The sequence below is a fragment of the Streptomyces eurythermus genome (assembly GCF_014649115.1).
Classification (GTDB): domain Bacteria; phylum Actinomycetota; class Actinomycetes; order Streptomycetales; family Streptomycetaceae; genus Streptomyces; species Streptomyces eurythermus.
Map to the genome: position 1 here is coordinate 86,787 of NZ_BMSK01000010.1, position 16,722 is coordinate 103,508.

General features: G+C 75.0%; 13 protein-coding genes. 8 read left to right on the plus strand and 5 right to left on the minus strand.

From position 1 onward, the window contains the following. Nucleotides 1-140 precede the first annotated feature (140 nt). The 5 genes from IE251_RS20195 (at nucleotide 141) to IE251_RS20215 (ending at nucleotide 5,711) form a co-directional block, all read left to right on the plus strand. Nucleotides 141-692: a DUF5134 domain-containing protein gene (locus tag IE251_RS20195; RefSeq protein WP_189754392.1), complete on the plus strand. Its 552-nt coding sequence runs from the start codon at nucleotides 141-143 to the stop codon at nucleotides 690-692. Between the two features lie 174 nt (nucleotides 693-866). Then, a complete protein-coding gene (locus IE251_RS20200) occupies nucleotides 867-1,619 on the plus strand; it encodes a phosphatase PAP2 family protein (protein ID WP_189754393.1) in 753 nt (250 codons plus the stop codon). Nucleotides 1,620-1,912: 293 nt separating this feature from the next. After that, entirely contained in the window at nucleotides 1,913-2,578 is a 666-nt protein-coding gene (locus IE251_RS20205; RefSeq protein ID WP_189754394.1) for a TetR/AcrR family transcriptional regulator, read from the plus strand. A 206-nt stretch (nucleotides 2,579-2,784) separates the two neighbouring features. Next, nucleotides 2,785-4,128, plus strand: coding sequence for an FAD-dependent oxidoreductase (locus tag IE251_RS20210; protein ID WP_189754395.1), 1,344 nt, complete (start codon nucleotides 2,785-2,787; stop codon nucleotides 4,126-4,128). A gap of 173 nt (nucleotides 4,129-4,301) precedes the next feature. Next, on the plus strand, nucleotides 4,302-5,711 hold the full coding sequence (locus IE251_RS20215) for a nucleobase:cation symporter-2 family protein (protein ID WP_189754396.1): 1,410 nt from the start codon (nucleotides 4,302-4,304) through the stop codon (nucleotides 5,709-5,711). Here IE251_RS20215 and IE251_RS20220 read toward each other — a convergent pair. Further along, nucleotides 5,610-5,984, minus strand: coding sequence for an ArsR/SmtB family transcription factor (locus IE251_RS20220; protein ID WP_189754397.1), 375 nt, complete (start codon nucleotides 5,982-5,984; stop codon nucleotides 5,610-5,612). The genes IE251_RS20215 and IE251_RS20220 overlap by 102 nt on opposite strands. Before the next feature lie 147 nt (nucleotides 5,985-6,131). On the opposite strand from IE251_RS20220, the gene IE251_RS20225 reads away from it, so the two are divergent. Then, complete coding sequence (locus IE251_RS20225; protein ID WP_189754398.1) at nucleotides 6,132-7,211, plus strand: NADH:flavin oxidoreductase/NADH oxidase; 1,080 nt, start codon at nucleotides 6,132-6,134, stop codon at nucleotides 7,209-7,211. Between the two features lie 144 nt (nucleotides 7,212-7,355). Further along, the gene (locus tag IE251_RS20230; protein WP_189754399.1) at nucleotides 7,356-8,117 is read left to right on the plus strand and encodes a metallophosphoesterase family protein; all 762 of its coding nucleotides are present in this window, start codon (nucleotides 7,356-7,358) and stop codon (nucleotides 8,115-8,117) included. 47 nt (nucleotides 8,118-8,164) lie between these two features. Here IE251_RS20230 and IE251_RS20235 read toward each other — a convergent pair whose 3' ends face one another. Then, nucleotides 8,165-12,469: a cation-translocating P-type ATPase gene (locus IE251_RS20235; protein WP_189754400.1), complete on the minus strand. Its 4,305-nt coding sequence runs from the start codon at nucleotides 12,467-12,469 to the stop codon at nucleotides 8,165-8,167. A 9-nt stretch (nucleotides 12,470-12,478) separates the two neighbouring features. Beyond that, nucleotides 12,479-13,021, minus strand: a complete 543-nt coding sequence (locus IE251_RS20240; protein WP_189754401.1) for a hypothetical protein — start codon at nucleotides 13,019-13,021, stop codon at nucleotides 12,479-12,481. 417 nt (nucleotides 13,022-13,438) lie between these two features. Here IE251_RS20240 and IE251_RS20245 point away from each other — a divergent pair, with 417 nt between their 5' ends. Next, a complete protein-coding gene (locus tag IE251_RS20245; RefSeq protein WP_189754402.1) occupies nucleotides 13,439-14,227 on the plus strand; it encodes a pectate lyase in 789 nt (262 codons plus the stop codon). 43 nt (nucleotides 14,228-14,270) lie between these two features. On the opposite strand, the gene IE251_RS20250 is transcribed toward IE251_RS20245, so the two are convergent. Together IE251_RS20250 and IE251_RS20255 are read right to left on the minus strand one after the other, a co-directional pair. Next, nucleotides 14,271-15,449, minus strand: a complete 1,179-nt coding sequence (locus IE251_RS20250) for a benzoate/H(+) symporter BenE family transporter (RefSeq protein WP_189754604.1) — start codon at nucleotides 15,447-15,449, stop codon at nucleotides 14,271-14,273. 484 nt (nucleotides 15,450-15,933) lie between these two features. Beyond that, entirely contained in the window at nucleotides 15,934-16,701 is a 768-nt protein-coding gene (locus IE251_RS20255; RefSeq protein ID WP_189754403.1) for a PaaX family transcriptional regulator C-terminal domain-containing protein, read from the minus strand. Nucleotides 16,702-16,722 lie beyond the last annotated feature (21 nt).

A 16,722-nucleotide genomic window follows, 5' to 3' on the forward strand; every position in this document is an offset into this window, starting at 1 on the left:
AGGGCGTGACAGCGCGTGCTCCCCCGGATGCTCCCCGCGTACCCCCTTGCGCTCGCGTGCGCTCCGCCGCCCCGGGGCATGGCGTCCCTGGGAACGGGTCCGGAGCTTCTCCGGAGCGACCGTCGAGCGGGGAGGTGCGCATGCACGGACCGGTGTCGACAGCCTGGCTGCTGGTGGCGCTGTGCGCGGCGACCGGGGCCTACTGCCTGCTGCGGATGCGCAGCGGCGTGGCCGAGCAGCGCCGGGCCGCGGGCGGCGAGGCGCTGATGGGCTTCGGCATGGCCGCGATGGCCGTGCCGGCGGCGGTGTTCACGCCGCCGGGGTGGGCGTGGCCGGTGTACGCGGCCGTGTTCGGCGCGGCGGCGCTGCGCGCGCTGTGGGCCGTGCGCGACGGCCTCGGTCATCTGCACCACCTGGTGGGCAGCGCGGCGATGGTCTACATGGCGGTGGCGATGGCCGGCGCCCCGCCCGCCGCCCACCACGGTCACGGCGGCACCGGCACACCCTTGCTGACCGGCGCCCTGCTGCTCTACTTCACCGGCTATGTGCTGCTCTCCGGCGCCCGGCTGGTGCCCGCCGCCGCTCCCGTGGCCGGGGCCGCGCCGGACCGCTGGGGCGACCGCCCGGAACTGGCCCGGGCATGCCGGCTGTCGATGGGGATCGGCATGGTGGCGATGCTGCTGGCGATGTGAGGACGGCGTCGTGGGCGACGTGTTCGCGCGGGTGCCGGTGTCCGCGGAGGTACCGGGGTCCGCCGAGGTACCGGTGCCCGCGTCCGCGGACGTTCGCGACGAGCCCGGGAGCCTCCGCCCGCTTCCGGTCATGCCGGGCTTGGCCGTGGCCGCCGTATCCACAAAGATCGCGGCATGCGCGATCGTCCCACCGCTCCCCCTCCGCCGCCGCCCTCCTCCTCGTCCCCGCCGCCGGCCGCCTCCGGCCCGCCGCCGCACCGCGCGGCGGGCCGGGCCGCCGTGGTGGCCGCCCTGGTGCTCGGGGTCTGCTCGGTCCTGCTGCTGGTCCTCGTCGCGGTGCGCTGGCACCCGCTGCTCACGCTGGACGGCGACATCGCCCGCGCCACCCACCGCTGGGCGGTCCGCGACCGGGCGGTGACACGGGCCTGCCGGGTGCTGACGGACTGGGTGTGGGACCCGCTGACCATGCGCCTGGTGTGCGCGGCGGCGGCCGGGTGGCTGGTCTGGCGCCGCGCGGCGTGGTGGACCGCGCTGTGGCTGGCGGGCGCCGTCGCGCTGGCGACGATCGTGCAGCAGTCGGTGAAGGCCGCCGTCGGCCGCCCCCGCCCGGTCTGGCCGGACCCCGTCGACTCCGCCCACTACGCGGCCTTCCCGTCCGGTCACGCGCTGACCGCGACCGTGGTCTGCGGCCTGCTGCTGTGGCTGCTGCGCCGTCGCGGCGCGGGCCGCGCCCTGTGGCGTACGGCGGTGGCGGCGGCGGTCGTCTCGGTGGCCGGAGTGGGTGTCACCCGGGTCTGGCTGGGCGTCCACTGGGCCTCGGACGTGCTCGGCGGATGGCTCTTCGGCGCGCTGCTGGTGGCGCTGGCGGTGCTGGTGTACGAGTGGGCGCGGAAGCGGCCGGGGCCCCCGGCGGGCCGACGGGGGTGAAGTGGCGGGCGCGTCCGCCGTGTTACCCGGATCCCCAGGGACGCCGTGCGGCGTCGGGTCCGCCGGGTCCGGGCCGCGCGCGGTACCGGCCGAAACCGGCCACGACGGCCCCGACAGGGCCGCGGACATGGTGTTTTGAGTGTCCGCCGGATGCCTGGCGCACTGTGCCGCCCGTCTGAGACGATCCCCCGCGTCGCCCCAGACGGACGGCTTCTCCGGGCGGCCCGAACACACGGGTGGCCCGATGCGTTGAGTATAGTTGGCTGGCAGCCAGTCAACGCAGGAGTTACAGGATGTCCCCGCGCAGCGCTTCGGTCAATGAAGAATTGCGGCGGCGTTCCAGGGAACGGCTGTTGCAGGCCGCCGTCGAACTGGTGGGCGAGCGTGGGTTCGAGGCCACGACGCTGGGCGATATCGCCGACCGGGCCGGTTCGGCACGTGGACTGGTGTCGTACTACTTCCCCGGCAAGCGCCAGTTGGTGCAGTCCGCCGTGCACCGGCTGATGCACCGCACGCTGGAGGAGGCGCTGGAGCGGGAGCCGCGCACCGAGGACGGCCGGGAGCGGCTGGCCCGGGCCATCGACGCGATCCTGGGCCTGGCCCGGGACCGGCCGGTGCTGATGCGCCAGCACATGGCGGGCCTGCTCCACGCCGAGGGCTTCGTGCAGTGCCCGGAGCAGCGCCGGCTGGCGGAGCTGCTCGGCGAGACCGTGGCCCGCTACGGTTCGCAGACGGTCTCGGCCGACTACCCGATGCTGCGGGCCCTGTTGATGGGCGCGGTCTACGCGGCGCTGGTGCCGGGCGTGCCGATGCCCGTACCGGTGCTGCGGGCCGAGCTGTTCCAGCGGTACGGGCTGGACTGGGAGATGGGCGTGCCCCCCGAGAGCGCGGACGCGAGGGCGGAGGACGAGGACCTGTCCCGGTTTTTCGCCACGGAGGAACGGCCGGAGCGGGCCTGAGCGGGATCGGCGGTCGCCGAGGGGACCGGTCGCAGAGGGGGCCGGCGCCCGCTGCCGGGTGATCGGACACGCGGTGCGGTCGTACGGTCACGGCCCCTGACGAGCGCCTGCGCGTCCGGATCACTCCACCGGCCCTGCCCGGCCGGGCCTCGCGGTGCCATGCTGGAAGCGTCCGCACGCCCCTCCTTCGGGCAAGGAGTACCGCTGTGCTGCGTGTCGCCGTCGTCGGATCCGGGCCGAGCGGGTGTTACACCGCCCAGAGCCTGGTGCAGCGTGACCCGGGGGTCCTGGTGGACGTCCTGGACCGGCTGCCGTGCCCCTACGGCCTGGTCCGCTACGGCGTCGCACCCGACCACGAGAAGATCAAGTCCCTCCAGGGCAGCCTGCGGACGGTGCTGGAGCACGAGCGGGTGCGGTTCCTCGGCGGGGTCCGGGTGGGCGGTCCCGGGGGTCTGCCGGTGGAGCGGCTGAGGGGGCTGTACCACGCGGTGGTGTACTGCGTGGGCGCCGCCAGCGACCGGCGGCTGGGGGTCCCCGGCGAGGACCTGCCGGGCAGCTTCTCGGCGACCGAGTTCGTCTCCTGGTACAGCGCGCACCCGGACGCGGCCGACGCCGGCTTCCTGCGCGGGGTGCGGTCGGCAGTGGTCATCGGGGTGGGCAATGTCGCGGTGGACGTCACCCGGATGCTGGTCCGGGGTGCCGCGGAGCTGCGCGGCACGGACATCCCGCAAGCCGCGCTGGACGCGCTGGCGGCGAGCGGGCTCACCGAGGTGCACATGGTGGGCCGGCGCGGCCCGGCGCAGGCCCGCTTCACCACCAAGGAGCTGCGCGAACTGGGCGCCCTGCCCGGCACCGGCGTGACCGTGGACAAGGACGACCTGGCGCTCGACCCGGCCGACCCCGGCGCGCTGCCGGCCGGACAGCGCCGCAATGTGGAGGTGCTGCGCGACTGGGCGGCGCGGCCCGCCGAGGGCGCCGCCCGGCGGGTCCGGCTGCGGTTCTTCCTGCGCCCGGTGGAGCTGCTCGAAGCCGGCGGCCGGGTGGGTGCCGTCCGCTTCGAGCGCACGGCGCCGGACGACCGGGGCGGCGTGACCGGGACCGGCCGGTACGAGGACCTGCCCGCGCAGTTGGTGCTGCGCTCGGTGGGCTATCGCGGAGTGCCCCTGGAGGGACTGCCGTTCGACGCCGCCGGCGGCACGGTCCCGCATCGCGAGGGACGCGTCCTGCGCGACGGCGTGCCCGCGCCGGGCGAGTACGTCGCCGGGTGGATCAAGCGCGGCCCGACCGGGGTCATCGGCACCAACCGGCCCTGCGCCAAGGAGACGGTGACCTCGCTGCTCGCGGACGCCCCCGCCCTCGCCCTCGCCGACGTGCCGGCGGATCCGGTCGCCGCGCTCCGGGCGATCGGCGTCGAGCCGGTGCCCTGGGGCGGCTGGCTGGCGATCGAGCGGGCCGAGGCCGAGCTGGGGGCGCGGCTGGGCCGGAGCGTGGTCAAGCTGTCCGACTGGGACGCCCTGCTGGCGGCGGCACGGGTGCCGCAGGTGTCGTAGCGCAGCGGGGGCGCCCGGGAGGCGGGACACACAGCGGCAACAGACCTGAAATCAACAAACTGTTCAAGACGCTTACGGTCTCCTCCTGTCCGGCCGTCCGGCCGCCTGGCTGTCCGAAGGCGCGGATGACCGGTTCCCGCCCCCGCCCGCCGCAGATGGAGACCTCAGACCTCATGGCCACGACCACAGCCGCGCACCCCGTCGACGAGATTCCCCCCGTCCGGCAGCTGGCCGCCTTCGGGCTCCAGCATGTGCTCGCCATGTACGCGGGCGCCGTCGCGGTGCCGTTGATCGTGGGCGGCGCGATGCGGCTGTCACCCGCCGACCTGGCGTATCTGATCACCGCGGACCTGCTGGTGTGCGGGATCGCCACGCTGATCCAGTGTGTCGGCTTCCGGTGGTTCGGGGTGCGGCTGCCGGTCATGCAGGGGTGCACGTTCGCGGCCGTGTCGCCGATGGTGCTGATCGGGACGACGGACGGCGGGCTGCCCGCGATCTACGGCTCCGTGATCGTCGCCGGGCTGGCGATCATGCTGCTGGCGCCGGTCTTCGGCAGACTGCTGCGCTTCTTCCCGCCGCTGGTGACCGGCACGGTGATCCTGGTCATCGGGGTCTCGCTGCTGCCGGTCGCGGGCAACTGGGCGGCGGGCGGCGCCGGTTCGAAGGACTTCGGCGAGCCGCGGAACCTGGCGCTGGCGGGCTTCGTACTGGCCGTGGTGCTCGGGGTGCAGCGGTTCGCGCCCGTCTTCCTCTCGCGGATCGCCGTGCTCGTCGGCATCGCGGCCGGGCTCGCGGTCGCCGTGCCGCTGGGGTTCACCGACTTCGGCGGGGTCGCCGACGCCGACTGGCTGGGCATCAGCACGCCGTTCCACTTCGGGGCGCCCGAGTTCCGGGCCTCCGCCATCGCGTCCATGCTGGTGGTGGCCCTGGTGTCGATGACCGAGACCACGGGGGACCTGATCGCCGTCGGCGAGCTGACCGGGCGGCGGGCCGAGCCGCGCACGCTGGCCGACGGGCTGCGCGCGGACGGTCTGTCGACCGTGCTGGGCGGGGTGTTCAACACCTTCCCGTACACGGCGTACGCGCAGAACGTGGGCCTGGTGGGGATGACCCGGGTGCGCAGCCGCTGGGTGGTCGCGGCGGCCGGCGGGATCCTGGTGCTGCTCGGCCTGCTGCCCAAGCTGGGCGCGGTGGTCGCGGCGGTCCCGGCGCCGGTGCTCGGCGGGGCCGGGCTGGTGATGTTCGGGACGGTCGCGGCGAGCGGGCTGCGGACGCTGAGCCGGGTCGACTTCCGGGGCAACGGCAACCTGACCGTGGTGGCCGTCTCGGTGGCGATCGGCACGCTGCCGGTGGGCGTGCCCACGCTGTACGCGAAGTTCCCGGACTGGTTCCAGACGGTGATGAACAGCGGCATCAGCGCGGGCTGCCTGTCCGCGATCGTGCTGAACCTGCTCTTCAACCACCTTCCGGGCAGGGGCGGTTCAGCCGCCGGCCGGGACGCGGGCGGCGTCGCCGAGCCGGGCGGCCTGGCGGTCGGCCGCGGCGAGGACGCTGTCGAGCAGCCCCGGGAAGAGGCTCTCTAGATCGTCCCGGCGCAGGCCGTTCATCTTGGCCGTGCCCCGGTAGACCTGCCGGACGACCCCGCTCTCCCGCAGCACCCGGAAGTGGTGCGTGGAGGTGGACTTGGTCACCGGCAGGTCGAACTGCGAACAGGTCAACTCCGCTTCCCTGGCGGCCAGTTCACGCACGATCTGCAACCGCAGCGGGTCGGACAGCGCGTGCAGCACGGATTCCAGCCGGATGTGCTCACGATCCGGGTGCGGCAGCGCGCGGCCGGTGGCGGCTGTCTCGGTCACGGCGTCCGCCCTTCGTCACGGGACTTCTTCGATGACCATCGTACGAGATCCCTCGTAGTTCGACACCTGCCGTAGTTTCACGTTCATCGTAGTACGATGGATGGCGTACGAAGGGATCAAGCCGTCCGCGACGAAATGGAGTCCGTCATGCCCGCGCTCTTCGAGCCCCTCACCCTGCGCGAAGTGACCGTCCCGAACCGGGTGTGGATGGCGCCGATGTGCCAGTACTCGGCCGAGCCCGAGGGTCCGCTCGCCGGTGTGCCGCACGACTGGCACTTCGCGCACTACGCGGCGCGGGCCGCCGGGGGCACCGGGCTGATCCTGACGGAGGCCACCGCGATCGCCCCCGAGGGCCGGATCTCCCCGTACGACCTCGGACTGTGGAACGACACCCAGGTGGAGGCCTTCCGGCGGATCACCCGCTTCCTCACCGAGCAGGGCACCGTACCCGGCGTCCAGCTCGGTCACGCCGGCCGGAAAGCCTCGACCGACCGGACGTGGAAGGGCGGCGGGCCCGTCGGACCGGAGGCGCACGGCTGGCAGCCGCTCGCCCCGAGCGCGCTGCCGTTCGGCGAACACCACCCGGTGCCGACGGAACTGACGGTTGATCAGATCCAGGAGATCATCGGGCAGTTCGCCGCCGCCGCGCGCCGGGCGCTGGCCGCGGGCTTCGAGACCGTGGAGATCCACGGCGCCCACGGCTACCTGGTCAACGAGTTCCTCTCCCCGCACACCAACCATCGCACGGACGCCTACGGCGGCTCCTACGAGAACCGCACCCGGTTCGCCCTCGAGATCGTGGACGCCGTACGCGAGGTGTGGCCCGCGGAGAAGCCGGTGCTCTTCCGCATCTCCGCCACCGACTGGCTGGACGAGGGCGGCTGGACTACGGACGACACGGTCCGCTTCGCCCGTGACCTGCACGCCCACGGCGTGGATCTGCTCGACGTCTCCACCGGCGGCAACGCGAACGGCGTCAGCATCCCGACCGGGCCGGGCTACCAGGTGCCGTTCGCCGCCCGGGTGAAGGCCGAGACCCCGCTGCGGGCCGGCGCCGTCGGGCTGATCACCGAGACCGGGCAGGCCGAGAAGATCCTGGCGAACGGCGAGGCCGACGTGGTCCTGCTCGGCCGCGAGCTCCTCCGCAACCCGTCCTGGGCCCGGCAGGCCGCCCGCGAACTGGGCGCGGAGATCCGGGTGCCGATCCAGTACCACCGCTCGGTCTGACCCCGCCTCCGCCACCCGGACCGCCCCGACGCCCGGGGCGGTCCGGGCCCGGTGCCGGTGGCCGTACGACCGGTAGGTTCCGCCCTGGCGGTCCAAGCGCTGTTCTCGTACCGCTGCACGGCCGAGTGGTGTACAGCAGTGACCATGCCGAACCGAGTAGCCGTCCTGTCCGACATCCACGGAGTCCTGCCGGCCCTGGAGGCAGTACTAGCCGAACCGGACGTCGGCGCCGCCGACCACATCGTGCTCACCGGCGACATCGCCGCCGGCCCGCAACCGACCCAGGTTCTCGACCTGCTGACCAGCCTCGGCGACCGCGTCAGCTGGATCAGCGGCAACGCCGACCGCGAGCTCCTCGAATACCGCCGGGGTCAGCGCGACACGATCCCCGATCCGATCGCTCCCTGGGCAGCCGCACGACTTCGCGAGGACCATCTCGACCTTCTCGGCTCGTTGCCCAGGTCCCTCTCCCTGACCGTGAACGGCCTGGGAAAGGTGCTGTTCTGCCATGCCACCCCTCGTGACGACGAGGAGGTCGTCCTGGTCGACTCCCGTCCCGCCCGATGGCAGGAGGTCTTCGCCGGACTCGAATCCGACATCCGCACCGTGGTCTGCGGTCACACCCACATGCCGTTCGTCCGCCTCGCCCACGGCCGACTGGTGATCAACCCCGGGAGCATCGGGATGCCCTACGGACGAACCGGAGCGCACTGGGCCCTCCTGGGGCCGGGTGCCGAACTCCGGACCACGCACTTCGACATCGAGACCGCCGTCACCCGGCTCCGCCGGGACTCGTCCTACCCCGGAATCGCCGAGTGGGCCGACTACTTCCTGCGTGCCCGCGCGACCGACGCCGATGCCCTCGCGGCCTTCGCCCCACGGGACGGACGCGACCACTGCCCGTGACATTCACCGGTAGACGGCGTGTCGGTCGTCCCCGGCCGCCCCGGTCGTCACCGCGTGGGCAGCAGTCGTCCCACGGCCTGCTCCAGGCGGGGCAGTGACCGCTGGCCCGCGAGGGCCAGGGCGATCGCGGCCACGACGCCCGCCCACGCGAACGGGCCGAGCGGGGTGCAGCCGAACGCGCGGCTGAGGACCGGGGTCTGGACCACGGCGACGAGCGCCAGCGCGGAGCCCAGCGAGGTGATTTGCACCAGCCGGCTGTCCCGCCGGTCGAGCAGGGTCTGCACCAGCTGGGTGCCGACCACCCCGCACAGGGCCATGGTGCTGGAGCGGCGGGCGGTGCCCGGGGTGAAGCGGCCGATCAGCCAGGCCGTGACCGCGCCCAGACAGGTGGTCAGCGCCCGGTGCCGGATCTGCCGCAGCAGCGGGGCGCCCAGCACCGCGGAGGCGTCCTCCGGCGACCCGCTCCGCGCCCGGACCATGCCCTGACCGTCCTCCTTCTCCGTCACCGCCACGGCCATCGACGGGAAGAGGTCGGTGAACAGGTTCACCATCAGCATCTGCCGGGTGGACAGCGGCGCCCGCCCGGACAGCAGGGTCCCGATGATGCCGAAGCCGACCTCGCCCGCGTTGCCGCCGATCAGGATGGCGATGGCGTCGGCCACGCTGTGCCACAGGGCGCGGCCCTCGCCCACCGCGTCGACCAGAACCGTCAGATCGTCGTCGGTCAGCACGATGTCCGCCGCGTTGCGGGCGGCGGCCGAGCCCCGGGCGCTGATGCCGACGCCGATGTCCGCCGCGCGGATCGCCGCCGCGTCGTTGGCGCCGTCGCCGACCATGCCGACCACCCGGCCCGCGTCCCGCAGCGCCTCCACCACCTGGAGCTTCTGCTCCGGGGCCACCCGGGCCACCACACCCGCGTCGCGCAGCATCCGGGCCCGGGCGGCCCGGTCGGCGGCGGCCAGCTCGTCGCCGGTGACCACCACCGTGTCCGCGGGCCAACCCAGGTCGGTGGCGATGGCCCGCGCGGTCTGCGGATGGTCGCCGGTGAGCATCACCGGTCGTACGCCCGCCCCGTTGAGCGCGTCCACCAGTGCCGTGGAGGTCACGCGCGGTACGTCGGACAGCGCCAGCAGGCCGATGAACTCCAGGTTCTCCAGCGGCCGTTCGAGGGCCTCGTCCTCCCGCTCGGCGGCGTCGAGGCGCCGTTCGGCCACCGCGAGCACCCGCAGCCCGTCCCCCGCCAGCGCGTGGGCGGTGTCGGCGGCGTGTTCCGGCAGCCCGGCGCAGGCGGGCAGGACGGTCTCGGGGGCGCCCTTGACCACCAGCACGGGCGGGCCGTCCCCGGCGCGGCCGACGGCGGCGGCGTATCCGCGCGCGGCCTCGAACGGCAGGTCGGCGATCCGGGCCCAGTCCGGGTCGGGCGGGGCCGCGTCGAGCACGGCCTCGTCGGTGGCGTGCACCGGCCGGCCGGAGCCGCCGTCCGGCTGCGGACAGGCCCGCGCGGCGGCCCGTACGATCTCCTCCGCGCCGGGGTCGGCCACGGCGTGGATCCCGCCCCCGGTGTCGGCGGTGCGCACCAGGCGCAGCCGGTTCTCGGTGAGCGTGCCGGTCTTGTCGAAGCAGATGGTGTCCATGCGGCCCAGCGCCTCCAGGGTGCGCGGGGTGCGCACCAGGACTCCGCCCCGGCTCAGCCGGCGGGCCGCGGCCAGCTGGGCGACCGTCGCCACCAGCGGCAGCCCTTCCGGTACGGCGGCCACGGCCACCGCGACCCCGCCGCTGACCGCCTCCCGGATCGGGGTGCCGCGCAGCAGCGCCAGGCCGGTCACCGCGGCGCCGCCCCCCAGGGTCAGCGGCAGCGCCTTGCGGCTCAGTTCCTGGAGCCGGGCCTGTACTCCGCCGGCCGGGGGCGTGCGCGCGGCGAGGTGGACGGCGCGGGCGGCCTCGGTGCGGTCGCCGGTGTCGACCACGACGGCCCGGGCCTCCCCCGCCACCACCGTCGTCCCTTCGAAGACCATGCAGCGCCGGTCGGCCACGGCGGCGTGCGGGGTGGGGTCGGTCTGCTTCTCCACCGGCAGCGACTCGCCGGTGAGCGCGGACTCGTCCACCTCCAGGCCCTCCTGCCACAGCAGCCGGGCGTCGGCGGGCACCACGTCGTCCGTCTTCAGCTGGATCACGTGGCCGGGCCGCAGCCGGCCGGCCTCCACGGTGCGGGGGCCGCCGGCCGGGGCCTCGGCCTGCGGCGGCACCAGGCGGGCCTTCTGCTTCTGTTCCGCGACGAGTCCGGACAGCGCCCGTTCCGCCCGTAGCCGCTGGAGGCCGCCGACCAGGGCGTTCAGGTCCAGGGCGCCGACGACGAGCAGCGCGTCCACGACCGAGCCGAGGATCGCCGACGCCGCCGAGCCGACGGCCAGCACGGGAGTGAGCGGGTCCTGCAGTTCGCTCCGGACGGCCCGGCCGAGCCGGTAGGACCAGCGGGCGGGCGCGGCGGCCGGGTGCCCGGTGACGCTCTTGGCCGCCTTGCGCACCCGGGTGGTCAGCGCGTCGGCCCCGGTCTCGGCGGCCGGTTCCCGGGCCAGCCGGTCCCGGGCCTCGTCCGCGTCCAGCTCGTGCCAGTGCACCCGGGGGCGCGGGTGCGGGGTGCGGGCCGCCGCCACGCCGAGCGCGGCGCGCACCCCGGACAGCAGCGCGGAGGCGGCGCCCGCGTCGACCGGCGCGTGCCGCAGCCCCGGCAGCACGGCCCGGCGGCCCCTGCCGCCACCGGACTCGCCGACGGCGACCAGCAGCCCGGACAGCGCGGCGCCGGAGCGGGCCAGCGTCTGGGCCCGGCGGCCGACCCGGCGGGCGGCCGGGATCGCGGTCAGGACCCGCCACACATCGGGCAGGCCGTGCAGGGCGAGCAGGTCCGCGCCCCAGACGACCGCGCCGTTCCGGTCGCTCAGGGCGAGGGCGATGTCGGCGGCGCGCAGGGCGGCCAGGACGTCGTGTTCGCCGGCCGTGCGCACCCGCGCGACCACCAGGACGGCGCCCTCCTCGCCACGCGCCTCGTACACCACGTCGTCCAGCGGCCGGCGGGCGTCGACGACCTGGTCGGCGAGGCCGGTGAAGTCCTCCAACGCCGGATCGTCCACGAGGACGACCCGCAGTCCGGCCCGGCGGGCCGCGTCCAGCACCGGTTCGGCCCACGGGTCCGGCTCGCCGTCCTCGGTGCGCAGCGCGCCGGGGTGCAGTACGACGGTGCCGGCCATCTCCAGCTGGCGCAGCCGCTCGGGGGCGCGGACCAGTACGCCGGTGCGGGCCAGCGCGCCGGAGAGTACGGCGTGGAAGGCGGCCGGGCCGTAGCGGGCGGCCTTCGGGGAGCCGGCCAGCACCGCCTCCGCCGCCTCGGCGGTGTCGTGCTTGACCAGCAGGGTGGCCGCCGCGCCCAGCACGCTGCCGGCGGAGGCGTGGGCGGCGTACTCCTGGGCCGGGGAGACACGCAGCGGGGGGCGGGGCGGGCCGTCCGGGGCGAGGCTGACCCGCTGCGGAGCGCACAGCCGGTCGTGCACCGCGTCGAAGGCGGCCGAGCGGGCCACCGTCTCGGCCACCTGGCAGGCGCGCAGCACGCCGTCGAGCACCAGCGAGGTGGGGCTCTGCCCGGCGCCGTGCACGGCCGCGTTGGCGCAGGCCAGCGCGAGGTCCATGCCGGAGTCGCCGAGGCGGGCGCGCAGCCGGTCGCGGAAGCGCGGGTTCTCCCGCAGCAGGGTCACGACGGCGGTCACCATCCGGGGGGAGGGCGGCAGCCGCAGGGTGTAGGCGGTCAGGGCCACGGCGATGCCGACGGCGTCGGCGGCGAGCGTGGCCGCGGCGGCGCGCACCCCGGCCGGGTCGGCCGGGTGCGTGGTCTCGGCGTCGTCGCCGCCGGCCAGCGCCAGGCCGTGCCGTTCGGCCAGGTCCGCGGCGTGCGCCAGGACCCGGTCGGCGGCCTCTTCGCCGGTCGCGGTCACCACCAGGCGGGCGAGCCCCTGGTCCCAGTAGGCGACGAGCACCTCGGGATGTTCCCGCAGCGCCTCGGCCACCCGGCGCGCCAGGTGCGCGGTGCCGCCGGCGCGCCGCGCCTGGTCCCGCTCCAGGGGGCGTACGGCCAGATGGGCGCGGGCGCCGGAGCGCCAGTGGGTACCGGCGCCGGGGAACGCGTTGCGGGCCACCCGGGCGACCCGGGCCGCGGTGTCCGCGCCGCGCACACCGGCGCGCGCGGTACTCGCGGCGGCACCGGCGGCCATGCCGACCGCCGGTGCCGCCGCCCGCGCGAGCAGGCGTGGTGCCGCGGGCAGCAGCCGTACGGCGGCTGTCGGCGCCGTCAGCAGTCCGGCCACCTCGGCCTCCTAGAGTGTGGTGCGGTCGGGCCGGGCGGTCGGCCCGAGCGGGCCCGAGGACGTCCTGGCCCCGGACGTCCCGGCGCCGTGGCCGGCTGCGGGCGGCCCGGGCGCCTGGGTGTGTCCCGTTCCCTTGGCGCGCCCGGGGGCATGACCGGCCGCGTGGCTCCCGCTGCCACCCGGCGCGCCCTCGACCGCCTGGTCGTGTCCGGCGCCGGACCTGAGGGCCGCGGTGCCGAGGTCGTGTGCGGGCTCCGGGCGCTGTGTGACGGCCTCCGCGCCCCGCGCCGGCTGGTCGGGCCGGGGCTGGGTGAGCCAGGCCACCGCCGCGCCGGTGAGCGCCACGGGCCACTCCACCACGCCCGCCACGCCGAGCACCCCGGCGCCCGTGTACACCGCCATGCGCCGCCCGCGGGGCGAGACCGCGCCGATCTTGTCGAGTGTCCCCTCGGCGGCCCTGCCCACCGTTCCGGCGCCGGGCACCCTGCGCAGGACCGAGGCGGCGCCGCGCAGGGGCGCCGTGAGGACCGACGACGACTTCTGCTCAGCCATGACTCTCCTCGGGGGTGAGATCGCCTTACGTGCCCACCGAGTGCCCGCGACCGCGCTGGTCATCCCCTCTTTCCCGGGGGGACGCCCGCTGCTACCAGGAAACCTCTCGGGCCCGTGCGACGCCACCCTCCCCGCCCGCCGGGATGGCCGCCGCCGGGGGGCTCGCGCGCTGCGCCGAGGGGGCGTGCGGTGGGCGCGCCCTGCGCCGAGGGGGCATTCTCGCGGGCCGGAAAAGCACTGCGCGACCCGTTGACTAGAAAGCGCTTGCATCCTACGGTCCGTTCATCAGCGTGACCGTCCGGCACGCAAGGCAGCCGTACGGTCCACGCGACCCCCCAACCGTGTTCCACATGACGCGCGTGGTTCACGTACGTAACCCCCACAGAGCAGCACCCACGGAAGAAGGCATTTCGGGACATGACCTCATCAGCGACCTCGCGCGGTCTGCTCGGCGGACTCGCCACGCTCGGCCTTACGCTTGGCATGCTCATGACCTCCGGAGCGCCGGCGGACGCGGCCACCTGGCCGACCCCGAACGGCAGCCAGGCGGTCTCCTCCACCATCTCGGTGTCCGGCACCAAGGACTACGGGATGAAGCGGCTGTACGGCAGCGGCGACCTCGGCAGCGACGGCCAGGACGAGGACCAGGGGCCCCTGCTGGAACTGGCCCCCGGCACGGTCCTCAAGAACGTCGTCATCGGCTCCCCCGCCGCCGACGGCGTCCACTGCCTCGGCAGCTGCACGCTGCAGAACGTCTGGTGGGAGGACGTCGGCGAGGACGCGGCCACCTTCCTCGGCTCCTCGTCGTCCAACGTCTACACCGTCAGCGGCGGCGGGGCGAAAGAGGCGAGCGACAAGGTGTTCCAGTTCAACGGCGCCGGCACGCTGAACGTCTCGAACTTCGCGGTGAAGAACTTCGGCACGTTCGCCCGCTCCTGCGGCAACTGCAAGACCCAGTACAAGCGGACGATCAACCTCAGCGGCATCGAGGCGACCTACAAGGGCAACAAGCTCGTCGGCATCAACACCAACTACGGCGACAGCGCGACCCTGCGGAACATCACCATCGTCGGCGACACCAGCAAGAAGATCGTTCCCTGCCAGAAGTACATCGGCAACAACACCGGCGCCGAACCGACCACCAACGGCTCGGGCCCGGACGCCACCTACTGCAAGTACTCCAGCTCGGACATCACCTACAAGTGAGCCCCGGGGGCCGGGCCGCCGACGGCGGCGGCCCGGCCGCAGGTCAGGCGCCCGCCGTCCGCCCACGCCGGCGCCCGGACAGGACGAGGTGGGCGGCGACGCCGAGGACGAGACCCCAGAAGGCGGAACCGATGCCGAACAGGGTGACGCCGGAGGCGGTGGCCAGGAACGTGATCAGCGCGGCCTCGCGGTCCTTCTCCTCCTTGACCGCGCCGGTGAGTCCCCCGGCGAGCGCCCCGAACAGGGCGACACCGGCGACGGCGGCGACCAGTTCCCCGGGCAGCCCGGCGAAGAAGGCCACCAGCGTCGATCCGAAGGAGCCGATCAGCACGTAGCAGGCGCCGCAGGAGACACCCGCCACATACCGCCGCCGCGGATCTGGGTGCGCCTCCGGGCCGGTGCAGATCGCGGCGGTGATCGCGGCCAGGTTGACCGCGTGCGACCCGAAGGGGGCGAGCACGGTGGAGGCCACTCCGGTGGTGCCGATGAGCAGCCGGTCCCCGGGCCGGTAACCGGAGGCGGAGAGCACCGCCATGCCCGGGGCGTTCTGCGAGGCCAGGGTGGCCACGATCAGCGGCACGGCGATGCCGACGAGCGAGGCGAGGGAGAACTCCGGGGCGGTCAGCACCGGCCGGGCCAGCTCGATCGCGTGGAGGCGGACGTGCAGCCGCGAGGTCGCCGCGCTGCCGACCACCCCCGCGGCGAGCGCGACGAGCACGGCGTACCGGGGCAGCAGCCGCTTGGCCAGGAGGTAGGCGAGCAGCACGGATCCGGCGATGACCGGCGCCGTCTTCAGCGAAGTGAAGACATGGGTGCCGAAGCCGAACAGGATGCCCGCCAGCATCGCCGAGACCACCGCCGCCGGCACCTGGCGCATCAGCCATCCGAAGACCCCGGTCAGCCCGATCAGCGTGATGACGGCACCGGTGATCAGGAACGCGCCGACGGCTTCGGCGTACGGGTACGCGCCGAGGCTCGTCACCAGCAGCGCCGCGCCCGGTGTCGACCAGGCGGTGATGACCGGCATCCGGGTGCGCAGGCTCAGCCCGATGCAGGTCAGGCCGCTGCCCAGGGAGATCGCCCACACCCAGGAAGTGGTCCGCGCGGGATCGAGGTGTCCGGCCGAGGCCGCCGCGAGCACGATGACCAGTGTCCCGGAGTAGGAGACGACGACGGCCACGAAGCCCGCCAGCACGGCGGACAGCGACGCGTCCCGCAGCAGCCGGGGCCGGCCGTGCGGTTCCGGTACTGCGGCCGGCGGCTCGACCGGTTGCCCGGCAGGGCTGGCGTGGGGTTCCGGTTCCCCGGCAGGGCTGGCGTGGGGTTCCGGTTCCCCGGCAGGGCTGGCGTCGGGTTCCGGTTCCCCGGTCGGCCGCTCGGCTGGTCGCCTGGCAGGGCGGGCGTGCGGTCCCGGTCCCGGTCCCCCGGCAGACCGACCCTGCGGTCCCGGTCCCCCGGCTGACCGGCCGTGCGATTCCGGTTCCCCGGCCGGCCGCTCGGCCGGTTTCCGGGCAGGGGAGTCGGCGGCGGGCGGGGTGTCCGTCTCGGGGGACTCGGGGCTCAACTGTCTTCCTCCGCAGCCCGTTTCGGGCCTGTTCCAGGTCGGCGACGGCCTCGACCGTACAGCGGTGTCCGAGGAGGGATGCCACGGGGGACCCCACGCCCGCCTCACGACGTGGAGACCTGTCACCGCACGCGCTCCTCCGCTACGCCCCGCGCACCCCAAGCCCCGCGCCGAGGTCCCGTCGATAACCGGCGTACGCCGTGCGCAGTTCCTCCCCCGGCCAGTCGGCGGGGAGCAGGGCGGGCGGCAGGACGGGGTCGGTGAGCAGATGGCGGACGGCCGCCGCGTAGGCGGTGAACCGGTCGGCCGGGCGGTCCGCTCGGGCCGCCCGGGCGAGCAGGGAGCGCGCGCCGGCCGCCCAATCGGCCAGCGGCCACAGCCGGGCGGCCAGCTCACCCGGCGGCTCGTCGGGACGGGCCGTGTACGTCAGCGCCACCCGGTGCACCTCGGCGGGCAGCGGCCGGTCGAGGTTGGCCGGGCGCAGCCACACGCCCTCGCGCAGTTCGGCCAGGCGCAGGGCGGTCAGCCGGGCGCGCAGGTCGGCGCGTTCGGCGGGGCCGCGCCCGGTCGCCGTGATCACCACCATCTCCCAGTCACCGTGCCACGCGCGCGTGCGCGGCCGTAGCGCGTCGTCCTGCCGCCGCTGCCGCTCCAGCAGCCGGTCGCTGAGCCGGTAGACGGCGTCCGTGCGCCGCAGGTCCCCGGCGGCCACCATCCGGCTCAGCGCGGCCCGCAGCGTGGAGCCGCCGATCCCGAACGGCTCCACGAGCCGGACCAGGTCCCGCACCGGCAGCTCCGGCGGGTGCACGCCGAGGAGCAGGCTCAGCACCACCGACCGGGCGGACAGGGGTCGCAGGGCCGCCGGTTCCGGCACCGGCCGGTCCGGCTCCGCCGGGACGTTCACGCACATGGACCCGTACTGTACGTGCGC

What these genes read in the sequence shown, in the direction of transcription:
- IE251_RS20200 (WP_189754393.1), top strand. Translation starts at nt 867, where the DNA reads ATGCGCGATCGTCCCACCGCTCCCCCTCCGCCGCCGCCCTCCTCCTCG.
- IE251_RS20205 (WP_189754394.1), top strand. Translation starts at nt 1,913, where the DNA reads ATGTCCCCGCGCAGCGCTTCGGTCAATGAAGAATTGCGGCGGCGTTCC.
- IE251_RS20230 (WP_189754399.1), top strand. Translation starts at nt 7,356, where the DNA reads ATGCCGAACCGAGTAGCCGTCCTGTCCGACATCCACGGAGTCCTGCCG.
- IE251_RS20240 (WP_189754401.1), bottom strand. Translation starts at nt 13,021, where the DNA reads ATGGCTGAGCAGAAGTCGTCGTCGGTCCTCACGGCGCCCCTGCGCGGC.
- IE251_RS20225 (WP_189754398.1), top strand. Translation starts at nt 6,132, where the DNA reads ATGCCCGCGCTCTTCGAGCCCCTCACCCTGCGCGAAGTGACCGTCCCG.
- IE251_RS20245 (WP_189754402.1), top strand. Translation starts at nt 13,439, where the DNA reads ATGACCTCATCAGCGACCTCGCGCGGTCTGCTCGGCGGACTCGCCACG.
- IE251_RS20215 (WP_189754396.1), top strand. Translation starts at nt 4,302, where the DNA reads ATGGCCACGACCACAGCCGCGCACCCCGTCGACGAGATTCCCCCCGTC.
- IE251_RS20195 (WP_189754392.1), top strand. Translation starts at nt 141, where the DNA reads ATGCACGGACCGGTGTCGACAGCCTGGCTGCTGGTGGCGCTGTGCGCG.
- IE251_RS20255 (WP_189754403.1), bottom strand. Translation starts at nt 16,701, where the DNA reads ATGTGCGTGAACGTCCCGGCGGAGCCGGACCGGCCGGTGCCGGAACCG.